This is a genomic window from Parahoeflea alexandrii (assembly GCF_024105735.1).
Classification (GTDB): domain Bacteria; phylum Pseudomonadota; class Alphaproteobacteria; order Rhizobiales; family Rhizobiaceae; genus Hoeflea; species Hoeflea alexandrii.
This window is the reverse complement of the sequence record NZ_JAAAML010000003.1, coordinates 775,381-793,226: the sequence shown is the minus strand read 5'-3', so window position 1 is coordinate 793,226 and position 17,846 is coordinate 775,381. Positions and strand designations below refer to the sequence as shown.

Annotated in this window: 19 protein-coding genes, 3 tRNA genes and 1 riboswitch; of the genes, 10 read left to right on the top strand and 12 right to left on the bottom strand. The window is 60.5% G+C overall.

Annotated elements, in window-relative coordinates; all coding sequences use genetic code 11:
* The first annotated feature begins 147 nt into the window (after positions 1 to 147).
* Positions 148 to 390, top strand: a complete 243-nt coding sequence (locus GTW23_RS18830) for a hypothetical protein (RefSeq protein ID WP_252916900.1) — start codon at positions 148 to 150, stop codon at positions 388 to 390.
* 55 nt (positions 391 to 445) lie between these two features.
* Here GTW23_RS18830 and GTW23_RS18825 read toward each other — a convergent pair whose 3' ends face one another.
* The 6 genes from GTW23_RS18825 to GTW23_RS18800 all read right to left on the bottom strand — a co-directional run bounded on the left by GTW23_RS18825 (position 446) and on the right by GTW23_RS18800 (position 5,309).
* Positions 446 to 1,513 (bottom strand): extracellular solute-binding protein, encoded by a 1,068-nt coding sequence (locus GTW23_RS18825; RefSeq protein WP_252916899.1) that lies wholly within the window; start codon positions 1,511 to 1,513, stop codon positions 446 to 448.
* 32 nt (positions 1,514 to 1,545) lie between these two features.
* Positions 1,546 to 2,379 carry an ABC transporter permease gene (locus GTW23_RS18820; protein WP_152009097.1) on the bottom strand — a complete coding sequence of 278 codons (834 nt, stop codon included), beginning with the start codon at positions 2,377 to 2,379 and terminating at the stop codon, positions 1,546 to 1,548.
* A complete protein-coding gene (locus GTW23_RS18815) occupies positions 2,376 to 3,272 on the bottom strand; it encodes an ABC transporter permease (protein WP_152009098.1) in 897 nt (298 codons plus the stop codon). Before GTW23_RS18815 ends, GTW23_RS18820 begins: the two co-directional genes overlap by 4 nt.
* On the bottom strand, positions 3,269 to 4,396 hold the full coding sequence (locus tag GTW23_RS18810; RefSeq protein WP_210385784.1) for an ABC transporter ATP-binding protein: 1,128 nt from the start codon (positions 4,394 to 4,396) through the stop codon (positions 3,269 to 3,271). The genes GTW23_RS18815 and GTW23_RS18810 overlap by 4 nt, the downstream gene beginning before the upstream one ends.
* Before the next feature lie 735 nt (positions 4,397 to 5,131).
* Positions 5,132 to 5,205: transfer RNA gene (locus tag GTW23_RS18805), tRNA-Gly, on the bottom strand.
* Between the two features lie 19 nt (positions 5,206 to 5,224).
* Positions 5,225 to 5,309 (bottom strand) — tRNA-Tyr (locus GTW23_RS18800).
* Positions 5,310 to 5,571: 262 nt separating this feature from the next.
* On the opposite strand from GTW23_RS18800, the gene GTW23_RS18795 reads away from it, so the two are divergent.
* The 3 genes from GTW23_RS18795 to GTW23_RS18785 all read left to right on the top strand — a co-directional run bounded on the left by GTW23_RS18795 (position 5,572) and on the right by GTW23_RS18785 (position 7,323).
* Positions 5,572 to 6,465: a TrmH family RNA methyltransferase gene (locus GTW23_RS18795; protein ID WP_252916898.1), complete on the top strand. Its 894-nt coding sequence runs from the start codon at positions 5,572 to 5,574 to the stop codon at positions 6,463 to 6,465.
* Positions 6,466 to 6,473: 8 nt separating this feature from the next.
* The gene (locus GTW23_RS18790) at positions 6,474 to 7,163 is read left to right on the top strand and encodes an FkbM family methyltransferase (protein ID WP_252916897.1); all 690 of its coding nucleotides are present in this window, start codon (positions 6,474 to 6,476) and stop codon (positions 7,161 to 7,163) included.
* 84 nt (positions 7,164 to 7,247) lie between these two features.
* Positions 7,248 to 7,323: transfer RNA gene (locus GTW23_RS18785), tRNA-Thr, on the top strand.
* A 246-nt stretch (positions 7,324 to 7,569) separates the two neighbouring features.
* Here GTW23_RS18785 and GTW23_RS18780 read toward each other — a convergent pair.
* The 6 genes from GTW23_RS18780 to GTW23_RS18755 all read right to left on the bottom strand — a co-directional run bounded on the left by GTW23_RS18780 (position 7,570) and on the right by GTW23_RS18755 (position 13,114).
* Positions 7,570 to 8,562 (bottom strand): FecCD family ABC transporter permease, encoded by a 993-nt coding sequence (locus GTW23_RS18780; protein ID WP_382264738.1) that lies wholly within the window; start codon positions 8,560 to 8,562, stop codon positions 7,570 to 7,572.
* Positions 8,563 to 8,629: 67 nt separating this feature from the next.
* Complete coding sequence (locus GTW23_RS18775; protein ID WP_252916896.1) at positions 8,630 to 9,568, bottom strand: ABC transporter substrate-binding protein; 939 nt, start codon at positions 9,566 to 9,568, stop codon at positions 8,630 to 8,632.
* An 11-nt stretch (positions 9,569 to 9,579) separates the two neighbouring features.
* Positions 9,580 to 10,359, bottom strand: a complete 780-nt coding sequence (locus GTW23_RS18770) for an ABC transporter ATP-binding protein (protein ID WP_252916895.1) — start codon at positions 10,357 to 10,359, stop codon at positions 9,580 to 9,582.
* Positions 10,356 to 10,781: a DUF1636 family protein gene (locus GTW23_RS18765; protein WP_252916894.1), complete on the bottom strand. Its 426-nt coding sequence runs from the start codon at positions 10,779 to 10,781 to the stop codon at positions 10,356 to 10,358. Before GTW23_RS18765 ends, GTW23_RS18770 begins: the two co-directional genes overlap by 4 nt.
* Before the next feature lie 108 nt (positions 10,782 to 10,889).
* Positions 10,890 to 11,109: riboswitch (cobalamin riboswitch) on the bottom strand.
* Positions 11,110 to 11,124: 15 nt separating this feature from the next.
* The gene (locus GTW23_RS18760) at positions 11,125 to 11,916 is read right to left on the bottom strand and encodes an ATP-binding cassette domain-containing protein (protein WP_252916893.1); all 792 of its coding nucleotides are present in this window, start codon (positions 11,914 to 11,916) and stop codon (positions 11,125 to 11,127) included.
* A 73-nt stretch (positions 11,917 to 11,989) separates the two neighbouring features.
* Complete coding sequence (locus GTW23_RS18755) at positions 11,990 to 13,114, bottom strand: zinc ABC transporter substrate-binding protein (protein ID WP_252916892.1); 1,125 nt, start codon at positions 13,112 to 13,114, stop codon at positions 11,990 to 11,992.
* A gap of 129 nt (positions 13,115 to 13,243) precedes the next feature.
* Here GTW23_RS18755 and GTW23_RS18750 point away from each other — a divergent pair, with 129 nt between their 5' ends.
* The 6 genes from GTW23_RS18750 to GTW23_RS18725 are packed head-to-tail and all read left to right on the top strand — an operon-like array spanning position 13,244 to position 17,787.
* Positions 13,244 to 14,071, top strand: a complete 828-nt coding sequence (locus tag GTW23_RS18750; RefSeq protein ID WP_152011539.1) for an ATP-binding cassette domain-containing protein — start codon at positions 13,244 to 13,246, stop codon at positions 14,069 to 14,071.
* Positions 14,064 to 14,915, top strand: coding sequence for a metal ABC transporter permease (locus tag GTW23_RS18745; RefSeq protein ID WP_252916891.1), 852 nt, complete (start codon positions 14,064 to 14,066; stop codon positions 14,913 to 14,915). Before GTW23_RS18750 ends, GTW23_RS18745 begins: the two co-directional genes overlap by 8 nt.
* A complete protein-coding gene (locus tag GTW23_RS18740; protein WP_152009111.1) occupies positions 14,912 to 15,322 on the top strand; it encodes a Fur family transcriptional regulator in 411 nt (136 codons plus the stop codon). Before GTW23_RS18745 ends, GTW23_RS18740 begins: the two co-directional genes overlap by 4 nt.
* Positions 15,323 to 15,326: 4 nt before the next feature.
* Positions 15,327 to 16,505 carry a CobW family GTP-binding protein gene (locus GTW23_RS18735; RefSeq protein WP_252916890.1) on the top strand — a complete coding sequence of 393 codons (1,179 nt, stop codon included), beginning with the start codon at positions 15,327 to 15,329 and terminating at the stop codon, positions 16,503 to 16,505.
* Positions 16,502 to 17,491, top strand: coding sequence for a CobW family GTP-binding protein (locus GTW23_RS18730; RefSeq protein WP_152009113.1), 990 nt, complete (start codon positions 16,502 to 16,504; stop codon positions 17,489 to 17,491). The genes GTW23_RS18735 and GTW23_RS18730 overlap by 4 nt, the downstream gene beginning before the upstream one ends.
* On the top strand, positions 17,488 to 17,787 hold the full coding sequence (locus tag GTW23_RS18725; protein ID WP_252916889.1) for a nitrate reductase: 300 nt from the start codon (positions 17,488 to 17,490) through the stop codon (positions 17,785 to 17,787). Before GTW23_RS18730 ends, GTW23_RS18725 begins: the two co-directional genes overlap by 4 nt.
* Positions 17,788 to 17,846: the final 59 nt, after the last annotated feature.

Below are 17,846 nucleotides of genomic sequence, written 5' to 3'. Positions count from 1 at the left end.
TGCGTGGCACGTTCAGCTCGTTGCAAGTGAGCGACAGCGTACATGCTTCACATCAAAGGGTAAGAGCGCTCTTTTGCAGCCAAGCTGGGATGGGCGGCGTGCGAATGCATTGGATCAGACACGAGGCCAGGAACGCAGAGCAACACGATGAACAATGATATGAATTCGGCGATCGAGGCCGAAAACGAACAGGATCGGAAGCAGCTTGGCCTGTTGTGGCTGCCGCTGGGCGAACCGGGGTCGGGAATGCACCGGTACGGCGCTGCGATGTATTTCCACAAGCGCGGCAAACTGGATGCGGAGCTGCTCGAAGCCTACCGCATCTGCTGCAACCTGGACTTCGAGGATCCCGAACGTGTTGTCCGGTCTCGCGAACATCCGGACGAATAGAAAGCAAAAGGGCCGGAGCGAACGAACGCCCCAGCCCTATTGTTGCAACTTCGGATCATGACTTGAGCTTCGTCCAAACCTTCTCGCGCAGATCTTTTGAGGCCGGCGAGCAATTCTCGAAAGCGCGCAGCCGGTCATTGTATTCGGCCGGGGTATTGACCGCCGGATCCGCCTTCAGATCATCCTTGAGGAATTCTCCGGAACCCGCCACGGCATTCGAATAGCCGGTGTAGTTGGAGGCAGCCGCAGCGACCTCGGGCGACATCATCCAGTTGACAAAGGCCTTTGCCTCTTCGAGGTTCGGCGCATCCTTCGGCACCGCGATGACATCGGTCCAGAAGGTGGTGCCTTCCGCGGGATAGACATAGACGGCATTCGGCTTCTCCGCCTTGACCCGGTGCGCCGCGCCGTTCCACTGCATGTGAACGGCAACTTCGCCGGCGATCATGCGGTCGATGGTCCCATCATTGGAATAAAGCTTCACATGAGGCTTCTGGGCCATCAAAACGTCGAGGATCTTCTGGGCCTCGGCCGGATCTTCGGTGCACTTGCTGACCCCGGTGTAATAGGCAGCCGCATTCCAGACATCCGACATCTCGTTGAGCATGGCGATGTTGCCCTTGAGCTCGTCAGCCGGCTCGAAAATCGCCTTCCAACTGTCCTCGAGCTTGCCGCCCGGAACCATTGCGGGATCGTAGGTAAAGCCGGTCGTGCCCCACATGTAGGGCGCCGAATATGTGCGGTCTTCATCGCCGGCGATGGTGGTGAATGCCGGCAGGAGATTCTTGAAGTTCTCCATCTGGTTGACGTCGATCTTGGCCAGCATGCCCTTCTCAACCATCACGCCGAGCGTTGTGGTTCCGGGGAAAATCACGTCATAGCCGCCGCCGCCAGCCTGCAGCTTTGCCAGCAGGTCCTCTTCGGAGGCGTAATTGTCGACGGTGACCCTGGTCCCGGTCTCCTTTTCGTAGCGCTCCAGCAATTCTGGCGAAAAATAGTTCGACCAGTTGTAGAGATTGAGTTCGCCGTCAGCCAGCGCGCCGCCGGTCATGGCGCCAAGCGAAATAGCCGATGCCATCAGCATTCCGGCTGTATGTGGTCCTACCCTGTTGGTCTTGGTCATGATCTGCTCCAGTTGTTTGCGGGCTTGACGTCTCATCCGGGCCCGTTTTTCCGGTTCTGATCCCGTCCCAGGAAAAGGGACAGGGAGACAAGTGAGAGGGACAGGAGCAGCATCAGCGAGGAGATCGCATTGACCTCCGGGGTGACGCCGGTCCTTACCAACCCAAAAATATAGATGGGCAAGGTCGTTGACCCCGCCCCGCCAAGGAAGAAGGTCGTCACGAAATCATCCAGCGAGATGATGAAAGCCAGCACAAGCCCCGAAAGAATGCCGGGAATGAGCTGCGGCAAGGTCACTCGCCAGAATGCCTGGACCGGGTTGGCGTAGAGGTCAGCCGCTGCCTCTCCGATATTGGGATCCATCCCCTCGAGCCGCGCCCGGATGGGCAGATAGGCGAACGGGATGCAAAACACGATATGCCCTATGATCACGGTGCCGAGCCCGAAGGTAAAACCAAGGCTGGCAAAAAACATCAGGGTCGCGACAGCAGGCACAATTTCCGGAACCGTGATCGGCAATGCAAACACTGCATTTATGCCCGTCTTGCCCAGAAACCGGTCATTGCTCGCCATCCGGAGTGCTGCCAGCGTCGCCAGCGTCGTCGAACTCACCGAGGCAACAGAAGCGATGATCAGGGAGTTGGTTGCCGCGCCGACGATATCGCGGTTGGCAAAGGCCATCCGGTACCAGTCGAGCGAAAAGGCGGTCCAGACGGTCACGGTCCGGTTCTCGTTGAAAGACAGCGCAATCAGGATCAGGATCGGCAGGTAGACATAGGCAAAGAACACCGCGGTGGCAGTAAACAGACCCGGCCAATGGCGGGCATCGCCGGGAAACGCGCGTCTGCGGAATGGATTGAGTCTCATCTGCCCCCCTCCAGCTCACCGCGATAGCGTCGCGCATAAAGCCACAGCGAGGTGAGAACCAGCGCAAGCAGAAACAGACCCAGCGCCGCACCGAAGGGCCAGTTGCGCGCAGCGCCAAACTGAAATCCGATCAGGTTGCCGATCATCAGCGTCTTGCCGCCGCCAAGCAATTCCGGCGTAATGTAGGAGCCGAGCGCGGGAACGAAAACGAGGACGCAGCCTGCCACGATTCCCGGATAGGCAAGCGGCAGTATGACCCGCCGCATCGTCTGCCAACGATTGGCATAAAGATCGAACGAGGCTTCGACGAGCCGAAGATCGATCTTCTCGAGGCTCGCATAGATCGGCAACACCATGAACGGCAGGAACGAGTAGGTCAGCCCCACGGCAACGGCAAAGGAATTGTGCAACAGCGGCAAGGGTTCGGAGATGATCCCAAGCCATATCAGGGTCGAATTGATCGTCCCGTGATCGCGCAACAACAGGATCCACGCGTAGTTCCGGACAAGAAGATTGGTCCAGAACGGCAGTGTCACCATGAACACGAGCACGGCTTTCCACTTCGCGTCCCGGGTAGCCATGAACATCGCTACCGGCAGCCCGACGGCAAGCGAGATCACCATTGTCACAAATGACAGCCAGACCGACCTGAGAATGATGAACATGTAGTTGAGATTGAGCGCCAGAGAACCGTCGAGTTCGCGTTCAAAGAACAGCCTGACATAGGCTTCAGCGCTGAACTGATCCCACAGAACGCCGCCGGAATAATCCCTGCCCCGAAATGAGATGTAGGCCATCAGCAAAAGCGGTACGATCATGAAAACGGTGATCGCCAGCAGTGCAGGTCCAATCAGCAGGATGCGAAACAGGGTATGTTTGCCGGCACGGGTCATGATGGATCATCAGCCAGAACCGAAACCGAGGCGGGATCGACCGACCAGCCGATCTGATCTCCGGTGGCAAATGTCTGAACCCGTGCAGCGTTGTTCTGGGATCTCGCGCGCAATTCCTGGCCATCAGCCAGCTTGAAATGAAAGATCGTGTCGGTGCCGTGATACACGACGTTGGTGATGACGCCGGTCAGACTTCCGTCCGACGGCTCCGAAAGTGCGATACATTCAGGCCGGACCGCTAGCACGGCTTGCCCGCCAACCGGGACATGCGCCGCCTCGCTGGATCGCAGACAACCGCCTCCGGCGATAGAAAACTCGTTCACGCCCGTCGTTTCTGCCGGCAGCAGATTTATCTCGCCGACGAAGCCGGCGACAAACCGGTGCTGGGGCTTGTTGTATATCTCGCGGGGCGTCCCGACCTGCAGGATTTCCCCCCGGTTCATCACCGCGATCCGGTCCGACATCGTCAGCGCCTCGTCCTGATCATGCGTGACGAAGACGAAGGTGATTCCGGTATCGGTCTGCAGCCGCTTGAGTTCCAGTTGCATTTCCTTGCGCAGCTGCAAATCGAGTGCGGACAAAGGCTCGTCGAGCAACAGCACCTTGGGCTGCGGCGCCAATGCTCGCGCCAGCGCAACACGTTGTTGCTGACCGCCCGATATCTGGGTAATGCGCCTGTCGGCCATCGCTTCGAGCTGAACCAGCCGCAGCATTTCTTCCGTAACGGCCTTGATGCGGTCCTTGGGGCGGCCCAGCATTTCAAGCCCGAACGAAATGTTCTGGGCAACTGTCATGTGCGGGAACAGGGCATAGTTCTGGAAGACCGTGTTGACCGGTCGCTGGTATGGCGGCTTGCCGGAGAAGTCCCGCCCGTCGAGCAACACCTCGCCTGAGGTGGGCTGCTCGAAGCCGGCAATCAGACGCAGCAATGTGGTCTTGCCGCAGCCCGAAGGTCCCAGCAAGGTAAAGAACTCGTTCTGGCGGATATCCACTGAGACATCATCGAGCGCTCGAAAGGCCTGGGCGCCTGCACCGAAAACCTTGCTCACGGACTTCACTGCGACAGCAGACCGATCCTGCCGTGATGAGGAGTCTCGAGTGGATGATGATCCTGAAGTCTTCAAGGGCGCTCCTTCAAGGGACTGCACATTATGTGGCCAGGTGCTCCACGAATGAATCGGCGGTTTCCGGCGCTTGAAGACAAGCACCAGGCAGCATTGTTTGGCCAAGCAATTATTGAATGATCGTTCAGCAATTAGCCGACGATGTCAAGTTGACTGTCCATTTTGGTGGCGGCGCCGACCGTCTTGCAGTGTCCCACCAAGGTGCCCGGAACCCGCCAAGCAGCCCGAACCAGCGGACAAGATCGTCTGACCAGTTGACACTCTCAAACGCCAGCGGCGCCACGCATGATGACGGATGCGAGTTGCAATAAGTATCTCGGTATTTCCGCGACTGTTCTTCGGGAGCTGCGCGCAGGATGTGCTGGCGAAAACGGCGTTCCCAGAGTTCGGACCACTGATCGTCTGTGAGAGGACCGTCCTGCCCTGCTGGACTCGCGACCATGCGAATCTGTGGAGAACCACCGCGCGGTCGGTCTGTGCGCTCGATGACCTGTGATTGAAGGAGCCGTGACCGAAGTTGAGGAACCATTGGGGATCTTGATTGCCGGGAAGTTTGCCGGCCACTCGAACCCTCGAACGAGGCTTGGCGATGGCCTGAATGTGTGGTGCACAATCGCCGACGACGGGCGCGAGATGCGCCAATCGCAAATCACCTGGAAACCCGGAACTGGCTGGATTGTTGAACCGCAGAAAAGATGAATGCAATCAATTGGTTGATTTGGCTATGGCTTGATTTGGAGCGGGTAGCGGGAATCGAACCCGCGTATTCAGCTTGGAAGGCTGCTGCTCTACCATTGAGCTATACCCGCATTCACGACCCCGCGACGGTGGTGGAGGGAGTTGGATTTGAACCAACGTAGGCGAAGCCAACGGATTTACAGTCCGTCCCCTTTAACCACTCGGGCATCCCTCCAGTTCAACCGTCAGGGTCATGCATCCAAGATGGACAGCCCGAACATATCAGGCTTTGCGGGCCGGGCAATTGGTTTGAAAAGCCCCTTCCGCGGTCGGCGTTATGACGGCGCGCGGTTCCCGTGTCAACAAGGATTGGAACAAAAACCGACACTTCTTCCGGACCAGCTCGCGGCCCGCCAAAATCATCCTCCCCGCGTTCCGGCAAAACCAGTGGCGACAGTGCCGATTGCACCGCTGCGCAATTGGCGTATAAGCGCGCCATGAGCAAAGATGACGACGCCGGCGCGCCCGGTTCCAACCGCGATACCCATTACGCCAAGCTGCGCCGCGCCCACCGCGACGCCAAGCGGGAGCAGCAGGGCCTGCCACCGGCGCAACCGAAGAGCAAACGCGACCTGCCGGCGCGCAAGGGCGCGCTTTACACGGACCGCGTCGCCCCGGACACCATCCATCTGTACGGACTGCATACCGTGCGTGCCGCGATCGACAATCCGGCGCGCCGCATCACCGGCCTGAAGGCCACGCGCAATGCGCTGTTGCGGCTTGAAATCGCCGAGGATGCGGACCTGCCCTACCCGCTCGAACTGGTCAGCCCGCAGGAAATCGACCGGCTGCTCGGTGACGACGCCGTGCACCAGGGGGTGCTGCTGGAAGCGGCACCCCTGACGCCGCGGCCGCTGTCTGCACTCGGCGACACGCGGCTTCTGGTCATTCTCGACCAGGTTACCGACCCGCACAATGTCGGCGCGATCATGCGCTCCGCGGTGGCCTTCGGCGCCGGCGCGCTGATCACAACCCAGCGCCACAGTCCGCAGGAATCAGGTGTGCTGGCCAAGTCCGCTTCCGGCGCGCTCGAACTCATCGACCACATCGAGGTCCGCAACCTTGCCGCCGCGATCGACGAGATCAAGGCGCAGGGCTTCACCACCATCGGTCTTGATTCGGAAGGACCGGAGCCGATCGAGGCCGGGCTTTCGGGTGACAGGATCGCGCTCGTGCTCGGCGCCGAAGGCAAGGGGCTCAGGCAGAAGACCCGCGAGACGGTCGACATTCTGACCCGTCTCGACATGCCCGGTGCGATCAAGTCGCTCAATGTCTCCAACGCCGCGGCGATCGCGCTCTATGCGGCGGGCCGTCACCTGGGCAGGAACTGAGACCGGCCATGCGCATCCTTCGTCTGCTTCACCTGCTTGGACCTCACGGAAAGATCAAGGTACGCTTCGGCCAGTGGGGCGAAGATGTGATCGTCCACCGCAATTTCGACAAGCAGAAGCACGGTTTCTACGTCGATATCGGCGCCCACCATCCCTTTGCCCATTCCAACACCGCCCGGCTCTGGCTTCGGGGATGGACCGGCGTCAATGTCGACGCCAACCGCAAGAGCGTCGATGTTCTCCGCCGGGTGCGAAAGCAGGATCACACGATCTGGGCCGCGGTCGTCTCCGACAAGATCGCCGCGGAACGCGACACGATAGAGTTTTTCTCTGAAGACCATACGGACCTGACCGGCACCGTCGTGCAGGATATGGCTTCCGAACGGGGCAAGCAGAAATCCGTGACGGTTCCCTGCCGTTCGGTGGCATCGATCATCGCCGAAAGCGCGGAACTGGCGCCGGACGGGATCGATTTCATGAACATCGATATCGAGGGCATGGATGAAGAGGCGATCGCCTCGCTTGCTGACTGGCCGCACAAGCCGCGCATGATCGCGATCGAAACCTATGCCCAAACCATTCCGGCCGTCATGGAGACCGGCACCTTCCGGATCATGTCCGACAACGGATATGATTTCCGCTACCAGGTGGGGCTGACGTCTATCTACATGCGCAAGGATTTTCACGAAGGGCGTTGACGGTGCTTGCCACCGAACCCGGTCCGGCAATCGCGCATTTCCCTCTTGCTTGCGAATCCGGTTGCTGCTATCCGCATCCCCGCTGCCCTTGTAGCTCAGTTGGTAGAGCACCTGATTTGTAATCAGGGGGTCGCGGGTTCGAATCCTGCCGGGGGCACCATTCCTTTCAGTTGAACGCCGCATTCCCGAAACGGGAGAGTGCGGCTTTTCTGGTTCAGGGCGAGCCTGGATCTTTTCCTGCCTTGCCACGGGTTCATCTGGGCAACCTGCGGAGGTGGATGCCGGCAAGCGCGACGGAAAGATGCGGTAGCATCAGCAACGTTACCACGGCGAATCCATGCTTCGATTTCCGGGTCAGTGAGCAGCCTGCGTTCTGTGCCGTCGGATGGGGTGGTCTGATTTGCCCCTATGTCCGTCGCAGCATCCAGACAAAGAAAGCGCCGCCGACCAGTCCGGTCACAATGCCGATCGGCATGTCCTCGGGGGCCATCACGGTGCGCGCGGCGATATCGGCCCAGAGCAGAAAGACCGCGCCGAGCACCATCGACGCCGGCAGGACCCTCCGGTAATCACCACCGCTGAACATGCGGACAATATGGGGAACCATCAGCCCGACAAAGCCGATGATGCCCGAAAAGGCGACCATCACCCCGGTGATCAGCGCACCGACGACGAAGACCTGAAGCCGGAACCGCCGCACATCGATGCCCAGAGTGGCGGCGGTTTCGTCGCCCACGGTCATGGCGTTGAGATCGCCCGCCCGCCAGCGCAGCCACGCCGCGCAAACCAGGAGAACCAAGAGCGGCCATACGAGCTGCGACCATTGCGCAAGGCCCAGCCCGCCCAGCATCCAGAACACCACCGTGTGGGTCGCCTTCGGATCGCCCAGAAAGATCAGCATGTTTGCGAGCGCCATGATGATGAAAGACACCGCCACCCCCGCCAGCACCAGCCGGTCGGCGCTGGTGGAATGGGTCATGCGCGCCACCCCGAGAACAACCAGGGTGGCGACAAGCGCGCCTGCAAAGGCGAACAACGGAACGGTCAGCAGACCCAGGAAAAGTCCGGTGTGAAGCAGGGCGAGGATGGCGCCGAAAGCCCCGCCCGAGGAAATCCCGAGCAGATGCGGGTCGGCGAGCGGATTGCGGGTGACCGACTGCAGGCTCGCGCCCACCAGCGCCAGCCCGGCGCCCACCATCACCGCGAGCAGCGCCCGGGGAAAGCGAAGCTCCCAGACGATCGCCTCGCGGCCGGGCGACCATGTCACCTCCACCGATCCCGGCGATATCCTGTTGACGAGCACGCCCCATACCGTCGACCACTCCACCGCGATGGCTCCGACAGAAACCGCGGCGGTCAGAGACACCAACAGGGCGATGCAGCTGGCAAGCAGGAACAACGCCCGCCCGGCACCCGATGGCGCCAGACGGGCTGTGGCGCCAGTTTCGTTGATATCGTTTTTCAACTCAGTTCGGCCAGAAACCGGCGGCCAGTTTCTTGATCGCCTTGATGTTGCGCGGCCCGGGCGTCGCCTCCACATATTCGAGCACCACGAAGCGATCATTCCTGACCGCGTCAATGTCGGCGAAGGCCGGATTGCTCTTCAGGAAATCGATCTTCTGCTCGGCGGTGACGTCGCCATAATTGACAATGACGATCAATTCGGGGTCGCGTTCGACCACGGCTTCCCAGTTGACCGTCGCCCAGCTCTTCTCGAAATCGTCCATGATGTTGACACCGCCGGCGGCCTCGATCATGGCCGTCGGCATGGCGTAACGGCCCGCGGTGAACGGCGCATCCTCGCCGGAATCATAGACGAACACCCTGAGCGGCGTCTCACCCTTGCTGACGGTTGCCTCAAACGTCGCAAGCTCGGCCTTGTAGCTCTCCACCAGGGCCTGAGCCTTGTCCTCGACGTCAAAGATGCGCCCGAGATTGAGCAGGTCGTTGTACATGTCCTGCATCGAGACCTTGTTCTTCGGCCCGATATGAATGCAGCTTTCGGTCAGTTCATAGACCTTGACGCCGAACGGCTCGAGCGTCTCGGGCGTCACCTCGCCACCGACTTTCATGCCATAGTTCCAGCCAGCGAAGAAGAAGTCCGCATCAGCCCCGATGATGACCTCCTTCGTGGGGTACTTTTCGGAGAGCTCCGGCAGTTCACTCACGCCCGCGCGCATTTCCTCATCCAGCGTCTTCCATCCGGATATTCCGGTATACCCCACCATGCGGTCGGCGAGACCCAGAACCAGCATCATTTCGGTCAGGTTGACGTCGTTGGAAATTGCGGCCTTTGGCGGGGCGTCGAAAGTGACGCTGCGATTGCAGCTTTCAACGGTTGTGCCGGCGAAAGAAGGAGCGGCAACGAATGCCAGCCCGAGCAGGGCGAGAGAAGGCGCTTTCATGGAAAAAACCCTTATATGTTAAGCTGGTAGGTAAAATGGCTGTTCTCGCTCGGTGTGAGGCGCTCGCGCCGGGCGAGCACCCCGAAGGCACGCGAAACGGTGTCGTCGGCAAGAACTTCATCGGGTGTGCCGAAACCCATGGCCTGGCCCTGCTGCAGAAGCAGGATGTCATCACAAACGGCGGCGGCCAGGTTGAGGTCATGCAGGCTGGTGATGATCGTCATGTCGAGGTTTCTGATCAGGCGGATCACCTCGAGCTGGTGGCGGATGTCGAGATGGTTTGTCGGTTCATCGAGCACCAGCAGGGAAGGCTCCTGCGCCAGCGCCCGCGTCACCATCACCCGCTGTCTTTCGCCACCTGAAAGCGAGCCGAAACGCCGTCCGGCAAATCCATGAAGATCGAGCCTGTCCAGAACGGCAGAGACAACCGCGGCATCGCGGGCGTCGCTGCGCACCAGACCGCCCCGATGCGGAAGCCGGCCGAGGTCGACGATCTCGCGCACGGTCAGCGCGAAGTCGGTCGGCTGTTCCTGCAGCACCGCGGCGACCTTGAGCGCCACATCGCGGGCGCGCATGGTCCAGATGTCCTCACCATCGATCAGTACCGCGCCGTTCGCCGGCTTCAAATAGCGGTAGACGAGGCGCAGGAAAGTGGACTTGCCTGCGCCGTTCGGCCCCACCACGCCGAGCACCCGGCCCGCGGGAAGGTTGAGCGTCACGGGCTGGAGGATCACCGGGCCGCGGGGCGCACGCCAGGATGCTCCGGCAAGAGTCAGGCTGGCCGCGCTCACTGGAGCGATCCCTCGACCGGTTCGACCACAAAAATCGCGGCCGGAACGCGCACAAGCGTGGTGTGGCGAAGCTTGCCCGGGCGTTGGGTGGACGAGCACCAACCGTCATCAAGGCTGGCATAGTGCTCGGCAAAGCGGACCAGGTCGCCAATATCGTCAGCCGGATCGATATCGCCAAACAGGTAGGTGGCCTTGTCGGTCGCCTGATAGGCAACCGTGCAGGGCCGGTCGCAACCCGCCATGCAGGCCACACCCGAAATCTCGAACAGCGCGCCTGTCGCCTGGCCGGCCCTGTTCATCGCATCGCGCAAACGTGCAAGCAGTTCGTACCCGGGACGGCAATCGCTGCCGGTGTGGCGGCACGCGGTGCAGACGGTTATGCGATGGGAGGCTGGCTTTGTGGTTGTCTGTCTGGTCGGCATTGCGCGCTCCGCACGAGAGTGCGGGGGCCAAAGCGATGATTGACTTTGCGATGCCCGGAATTCCGGTTGCTCATGACAATTCTCCCTTTCCGGACACCCCGCCCGGGTTGAGTTACGACGGTCATGGCAGGTCTCCTGACTTGCGGGTCACAGCTCACTCAAACCTTCCCGGCACGATCTTTGCGCCAGTGGTCAATCTTGAGGAAGCTCGCCGCTCACAGTTGCGGGGGCAGTCACGGATTCAGCGCCTATTGGCTACACCTCACCGTGTTCCCTTTTAATCCGCCTTCCCTTTGAGTCGGGCGGAACCATGCCATGAACCTAGATTGATGTTTTCACCTCGTCAATTGCCGTGTCGAGCCATTGCCGGGCGATCATCAAGCTTCACCACATGGCCGCAGAAACGCTTGAGCAGCTCGCCATTATGGCTGACGACGAGGATCGCCAGACTTCCCTCCCGCACCACTTCGCCCGGCATCTCGATCACCTCCTGCCGGGTGATCAGGCCGAGCCTTGAGGTCGGCTCGTCAGCGAAGAGGAAGACCGGATCGACCGTCAGCGCCCGCATCAAGGCGCTGCGTTGCACGTCGCCACCCGAAACATGGCCGGGCAGCCGGTCAAGCAGATCGGCAGAAAGGCGCAATCGCTGCCGCAGCCGGTCCATGCGCTGCCAGTCGCCCCCTTGCAGTCTGGCGAGTGCCTGAAGCTCATTGCCTGCGGTCATCTTCCTGGCAAATGCGCTCGATGGGACCTGCCAGAGCTTCCGGAAGCGTAACGGCAGGATCGCCGAAGCGCGGCAGACAGTGCCGCCTGCCGATGGAATGAGGCCCAGAAGCGCTTTGCCGATACTTGTCTTGCCGCAGAAGCTGCGCCCCAGAATGCCGGTTATGGTTCCCGGCCTCAGATCAAGATCGATGTCATCGAACAGACGCCCCCTTCCGCGCGCCATCGACAGGCCGCGCGCCGACACCACGGCAACGTCGCCATTTCTCCTCGCCTTGCACTGCTGCCAATTCGACGGCTGGGCGGCGACAAGTCGCCGGGAATAGTCACGCGAAGATGCTGCAAGCAGCGTCGCCTTGCCAGCGCCGAGGAACCCGGAAAGAACCGTGACAGGGAGGCGTATAGTGTACATATGTTATATCATGACATGTGAAGGATTAAGAAACGGGCGGTCCAGGCCGCCCGTATTGAATATGGCCGATTCGTCAGCTGGCTTCGGTCAGGCAGGTCTTGATCGAGGTCGACATGTTGCGGATCAGCTGGAAATAGAGATCAGCTCCGTCTTCGAGCTCGGCGCCAAGCGGATCAAGCGTTCCGGACTTGGCGTTGGTGCCCTCGGTCACGGTTGAAACAAGCTTCGGCTCGAACTGGGGTTCGGCGAACACGCAGGCAGCACCCAGTTCCTGCACCCGTGCACGGATTTCAGTGATCCGCTCAGCACCCGGCATGACCTCCGGAGAGACCGTGATCGAACCCGAGGCGGTGACGCCGAAGCGGTTTTCGAAATACTGATAGCCATCATGGAAGACGATGAAGCCCTTGCCCTTGACCGGCTCGAGTTCGGAGGAAACATCAGCGATCAGCGTGTCGAGTTTGGCGGTCACCGCTTCCGCATTGGCTTCATATTTTGCGGCGTTGGCGGGATCCGCCTCGACCAGCGCCTCCTCGATTTCATGCACCATGGCCTTGGCGTTGACCGGATCCAGCCAGACATGGGCGTCGAACGCGCCATGATCGTGCCCCTCATGACCGGCTTCCGCTGTCTTTTCATGGTCATGGTCATGGTCATGGTCATGCGCGGCCTCCGCCGTATTGTCATGATCATGGTCATGCGCGGCTTCGGCCGTCTTGTCATGGTCATGGTCATGCGCGGCATCGGCTGTCTTTTCGTGATCGTGGTCATGGGTCGCCTCAGCCTCATGCGCATGATCGTCATGACCCGCTTCATCGGCATGATCGTGCTTCTCGAAAGCGCCGCCTTCGCGGAAGCCGAGTTTCAGAAGATCGTGGGCATCGATCAGCTCGATCGATTTCGCGTCTGCGCCGACCGTTTCCAGCGGCTTCTCCAGGAAAGCTTCCAGTTCATGGCCGATCCAGAAGACAACATTGGCCTGCTCCAGCATCTGAGCCTGCGAAGGCTTGAGCGCGTAGGTGTGGGGCGAGCCCGCACCTTCGATGATCAGCCCCGGCTCACCGACGCCTTCCATTACCGCCGCCACCAGTGAATGGATCGGCTTGATGGAGGCCACCACTTTGACCTCGGCGCTGGCGGAAACAGAAGAGGACGCGATGAGCGTGGAAGCGAGGAGCAGGCCCTTGAGGCGGTTCATGACAGTCTCCGTGAATGATTTGGGTGGCTGTGACGTTATCTTATTACAACATTGCGTAACGGTATAACGTGTGCAATAAGGATGCGCAACCCCCTTGTCATGATCACCACGAAGCCGTTCATATCATTCATGCTGCAGAAACCTGATTCTCTCGCCACGCTGGACAATGCCGGCATTCATCGCGCCGGCCGCTGGCTTGTGCGCGGTGTGAACCTTGCCATTGAGCCGGGAGAAATCGTGACCTTGATCGGCCCAAACGGATCGGGAAAATCGACGACTGCGAAGATGGCGCTGGGTATCCTCAAGCCGGATGAGGGCGTTGTTCAGCGCCGCGCCGATCTGAAGGTTTCCTATGTCCCGCAAAAACTGGCCGTCGACTGGACGCTTCCGCTCACGGTGCGCCGTTTCATGCGGCTGACCGGCCATGTCAGCGTTCATGCGGCAGAAAGCGCCATGGCATCCACCGGCGTCAGTCATCTGGCGGACGCGGAGGTGCGCACCCTGTCCGGCGGCGAGTTCCAGCGGGTGATGCTGGCGCGCGCCGTTGCCCGAAAACCCGATCTTCTGGTGCTCGACGAACCGGTTCAGGGCGTCGATTTTTCGGGCGAGATCGCGCTTTACGATCTGATCAAGCGAATCCGCGACGAGATGCATTGTGGCATCCTACTGATTTCCCATGATCTGCATGTGGTCATGGCGGCCACCGACCGGGTGATCTGCCTCAACGGCCATGTCTGCTGTTCGGGCACGCCGACGGTGGTAGCCTCGAGCGCCGAGTACAAGGCTCTCTTCGGCGCCCGCGCTGCGTCGACGCTCGCGGTCTACGAGCACCATCATGATCACACGCATCTGCCCGACGGACGCGTGCAGCATGGGGATGGCAGCATCACCGAGCATTGCCACCCAGAGGACGGGCATCACCATCACCCCGGCAGCGAGGGCAAATCCGATGCTTGACGACTTCTTCACCCGCGCCATCCTTGCCGGCATCGGAGTGGCGCTTGTGGCCGGTCCGCTCGGCTGCTTCATCGTCTGGCGCAGGCTCGCCTATTTCGGCGATACGCTGTCGCACGCGGCTCTGCTTGGCGTGGCGCTTGCCTTTCTCTTCGAGATCAATATCACGCTGGCCGTCTTCGGCGTCTCCGCCTGTGTGTCCATTGCCCTGCTGCTGTTGCAGAAGCAGGGAACGCTGTCATCGGACGCGTTGCTCGGCTTGCTGGCCCACTCAGCTCTTGCCCTGGGCCTCGTTGCCCTTGCGTTCATGACATGGATCCGCATGGATCTGATGGGCTTCCTGTTCGGTGACATTCTCGCGGTCTCGAAAATGGATATCGCCATTATCTGGCTCGGTGGCGGGGTGGTGCTCGCCATCCTTGCCGTGATCTGGCGGCCGCTGTTTGCCGCCACCATCAACCGCGAACTGGCGGAAGCCGAAGGCATGAACCCGGAACGGGTCAACATCATCTTCATGTTGCTGATGGCCGCGGTGATCGCCATTTCGATGAAGATTGTCGGGGTGCTGCTGATCACGGCGATGCTGATCATTCCGTCAGCCACCGCGCGCCGGTTTTCATCAGGCCCCGAACAGATGGCGCTGCTGGCAGCGGTCATCGGGTCGGCGGCGGTGGTTGGAGGCCTCTTCGGATCGCTGGAATGGGACACGCCTGCCGGCCCGAGCATCGTGGTCGCAGCCCTGCTTCTGTTCATCCTGTCACTCTTTCCAGTCTTCTCGCGCAGGAAAACGCAGACCATGGAGCCGGTAAAGAGTGCGAACGAACCCCAGAAAGGAGCCCGGTCATGAATGAACATGTTCACGAGGCAATGGACCTGACAAAGAACCAGTCCCTGGTGATGGGCGCCCTGACCCGGTCGAAAGGTCCGCTGAGCGCCTACACCATTCTCGACCAGCTTCGAGACAACGGCTTTCGCGCGCCTCTCCAGGTCTACCGCGCGCTGGACAAGCTGGTGGAGTTCGGCATGGTGCACAGGCTCGAAAGCCTCAACGCCTTCGTCGCCTGCAGTCATCCGGGCTGCGACGGGGACAACACTATCGCCTTCATGATTTGCGAGAAGTGCGGACAGGTCAACGAGATCACCGACAACGCCCTTGCCAAGCGGGTGAAACAACTGGCGGGCGACGCCAGTTTCGCTTTGAAGAAGACGACCATCGAACTGCGCGGCATCTGCCGTACGTGCCAGGTGGCGTGAAGCCATGGCCCTGCCCGAGCGGATACCGGTGTTTTTCCTGAGCGGATTTCTCGGCTCGGGCAAGTCGACGCTGCTCAACCAGGTGCTGGCTGATCCGTCTTTTGAAGATACCGCGGTCATCATCAACGAGTTCGGCGATGTCGCCATCGATCACCTGCTGGTGCGCCAGGGCGAAACCACCATCAGCCAGACCTCTACCGGCTGCCTGTGCTGCTCAGGCACCACCGATATCAGGGCGACACTGTTCGACCTGCATTGCGCAGCGTCCGCTGGACTTGCGCCGGCCTTTTCCCGGGTGATTGTCGAGATGAGCGGACTGGGCGACCCCGCTCCCCTGGTCAATGCGCTCATGGCCAAGGATAACGATACCCAAACAATGCGTGACCGGACGGTCGACAGCGAGTTTTATTTGGCGGGCTTCGTTACGTTATATGATATCATACTGGGTGAGCTCAGCATCGAGCGGCACTTCGAGGCGATGAAGCAGATCGCCTTTGCCGACCGTATTGTCCTGACCAAGACTGATCTGGCAAAGGATCCCGCGACCCTCTCGGACATCGCTGCCCTGCCGCAGGACCTTCGCGTGTTCAACGCGACCGCCGCGATTGTCGACCGCGCGGAAGCCGACCCTGCCAGCCTGTTTGCGCCCCGCCCCTACTCGGTCATCGAGCGCGGAGAGGAGGTTTCCGGCTGGCTAGCGCTGGAAGCAGTTCTGGCGGCGGAGACGCGCCATGTGCATGCTTCAAACGAGCGCCAGCGACCAGCACGGCATGGCTCAGGCATCCGAAGCTTCAGCATCATTCACGATACGCCCATGGATGAAGCCCGGCTCTCCCGGTTCCTGTCGTTGCTGCAGCAGTCCGCCGGACAGCATCTGCTGCGGGTCAAGGGCATCGTCGGCCTTGAGGACGAGCCCGAATGCCCCCGGATCATCCACGGCGTACAGCATTGCATGTCCGACCCTGTGCGGCTGGAAGCATGGCCGGATGGCGACCGCCGAACCCGCATGGTGTTCATCACGTCAGGCATCGACCCCGAGCCGGTTCGCGACCTGTTTTCGGCCGTGATCGCCGGGACGCCATCCCCATTCGGCCGGCTCCTGAGCCCCATCAGCGCCACCCTCGCGGCGCTGTCTTCCCGGCTTTCTTCCTATCTCACCACTCTTTCGCGGAGATCCTCATGAACGCCATCAATACAATTCCTGTCACGGTCCTCACCGGCTATCTCGGCTCAGGAAAGACAACGCTCCTCAATCGCATTCTGACCGAAGATCACGGCAAGCGCTATGCGGTGATCGTCAACGAATTCGGGGACGTCGGAATCGACAATGATCTTGTCGTCGACGCAGACGAGGAAGTCTTCGAAATGAACAATGGTTGCATTTGCTGCACCGTGCGCGGCGACCTGATCCGCATCATCGACAGCCTTCTGAAACGCCGGAACCGTTTCGACGCGATCCTTGTCGAGACGACCGGACTCGCCGATCCCGCCCCGGTGGCGCAAACGTTCTTTGTCGATGAAGACGTGCGATCAAAGACGACGCTCGATGCCATCGTAACCGTCGTGGACGCCAGGCATCTCCTGGGCGAAATCGAGAAGGCGCACGAGGCTCAGGAACAGTTGGCGTTCGCCGACATCATCCTGATCAACAAGATCGACCTTGTCAGCGAACAGGAACTGGCCAAGGTCGAGGCGCGAATCCGCAGGATCAATCCGACCGCCGTCCTCAGCCGCAGCGAACGCTGCCAGGTACCGCTCGATCAGGTGATCGGCCGCAACGCCTTCGACCTCGACAGGGTGCTGGAACTTGAACCCGATTTCCTCGAGCATTTCCACGATCATGAGCATGATGATCACGTCACAAGTTTCTCGCTCACAAGCAACGAGCCGCTCTTGCCGGAGCGGTTCTTTCCCTGGATTCAGTCCGTGGCCCAGCACTTTGGCATCGACATGCTGCGCATGAAGGGGATCATCGCCTTCGAAGCAGATGACGACCGTTATGTCATGCAGGGTGTTCACATGCTGCTGGAAGGCAATCACCAGCGACCATGGAAGCCCGAAGAGGCACGTCTGACCCGGATAGTGTTCATAGGCCGGGACCTGCCGCGCGACATCATCGAGAACGGTTTCAGAAAGTGCATTGCGGGCGAGGAAGGACGCCTTGGATGAAGAGCTTCGTCAACCCGCTTGCTCCCAGGACCAACCGGCTTCAGGTGAAATCGACCGAGATAAGGGCCTGGGTCCGCCACTTGGTGGATCTGCCAGAAGACACGCCGGTCAGCGTCGTTGAACTTGCCTGCCGGGACGAAGGCTGTCCGGACATCGAAACCGTGATCGGCATCATGGAGGCCAACAAGCCAATCCGGACAATTCGGGTTCATATGGCCTTGGCAGAGGTGACGCGCAACGCAATTGCCGAAGCCGTCCATGGAGACTCTCGGCCCCGCCTCGATAGCGCGCGATGATCCAGATCAGCGGAAGCCTCTTCAATGGAGGCTTCCACTTCAACGCAATCAAATGACTG

Excerpts from the sequence above, each read along its gene's own strand:
- GTW23_RS18830 (WP_252916900.1), top strand. The coding sequence starts at position 148 with ATGAACAATGATATGAATTCGGCGATCGAGGCCGAAAACGAACAGGAT.
- GTW23_RS18825 (WP_252916899.1), bottom strand. The coding sequence starts at position 1,513 with ATGACCAAGACCAACAGGGTAGGACCACATACAGCCGGAATGCTGATG.
- GTW23_RS18820 (WP_152009097.1), bottom strand. The coding sequence starts at position 2,379 with ATGAGACTCAATCCATTCCGCAGACGCGCGTTTCCCGGCGATGCCCGC.
- GTW23_RS18815 (WP_152009098.1), bottom strand. The coding sequence starts at position 3,272 with ATGACCCGTGCCGGCAAACATACCCTGTTTCGCATCCTGCTGATTGGA.
- GTW23_RS18795 (WP_252916898.1), top strand. The coding sequence starts at position 5,572 with ATGAGCAAAGATGACGACGCCGGCGCGCCCGGTTCCAACCGCGATACC.
- GTW23_RS18790 (WP_252916897.1), top strand. The coding sequence starts at position 6,474 with ATGCGCATCCTTCGTCTGCTTCACCTGCTTGGACCTCACGGAAAGATC.
- GTW23_RS18775 (WP_252916896.1), bottom strand. The coding sequence starts at position 9,568 with ATGAAAGCGCCTTCTCTCGCCCTGCTCGGGCTGGCATTCGTTGCCGCT.
- GTW23_RS18765 (WP_252916894.1), bottom strand. The coding sequence starts at position 10,781 with ATGCCGACCAGACAGACAACCACAAAGCCAGCCTCCCATCGCATAACC.
- GTW23_RS18760 (WP_252916893.1), bottom strand. The coding sequence starts at position 11,916 with ATGTACACTATACGCCTCCCTGTCACGGTTCTTTCCGGGTTCCTCGGC.
- GTW23_RS18755 (WP_252916892.1), bottom strand. The coding sequence starts at position 13,114 with ATGAACCGCCTCAAGGGCCTGCTCCTCGCTTCCACGCTCATCGCGTCC.
- GTW23_RS18750 (WP_152011539.1), top strand. The coding sequence starts at position 13,244 with ATGCTGCAGAAACCTGATTCTCTCGCCACGCTGGACAATGCCGGCATT.
- GTW23_RS18745 (WP_252916891.1), top strand. The coding sequence starts at position 14,064 with ATGCTTGACGACTTCTTCACCCGCGCCATCCTTGCCGGCATCGGAGTG.
- GTW23_RS18740 (WP_152009111.1), top strand. The coding sequence starts at position 14,912 with ATGAATGAACATGTTCACGAGGCAATGGACCTGACAAAGAACCAGTCC.
- GTW23_RS18735 (WP_252916890.1), top strand. The coding sequence starts at position 15,327 with ATGGCCCTGCCCGAGCGGATACCGGTGTTTTTCCTGAGCGGATTTCTC.
- GTW23_RS18730 (WP_152009113.1), top strand. The coding sequence starts at position 16,502 with ATGAACGCCATCAATACAATTCCTGTCACGGTCCTCACCGGCTATCTC.
- GTW23_RS18725 (WP_252916889.1), top strand. The coding sequence starts at position 17,488 with ATGAAGAGCTTCGTCAACCCGCTTGCTCCCAGGACCAACCGGCTTCAG.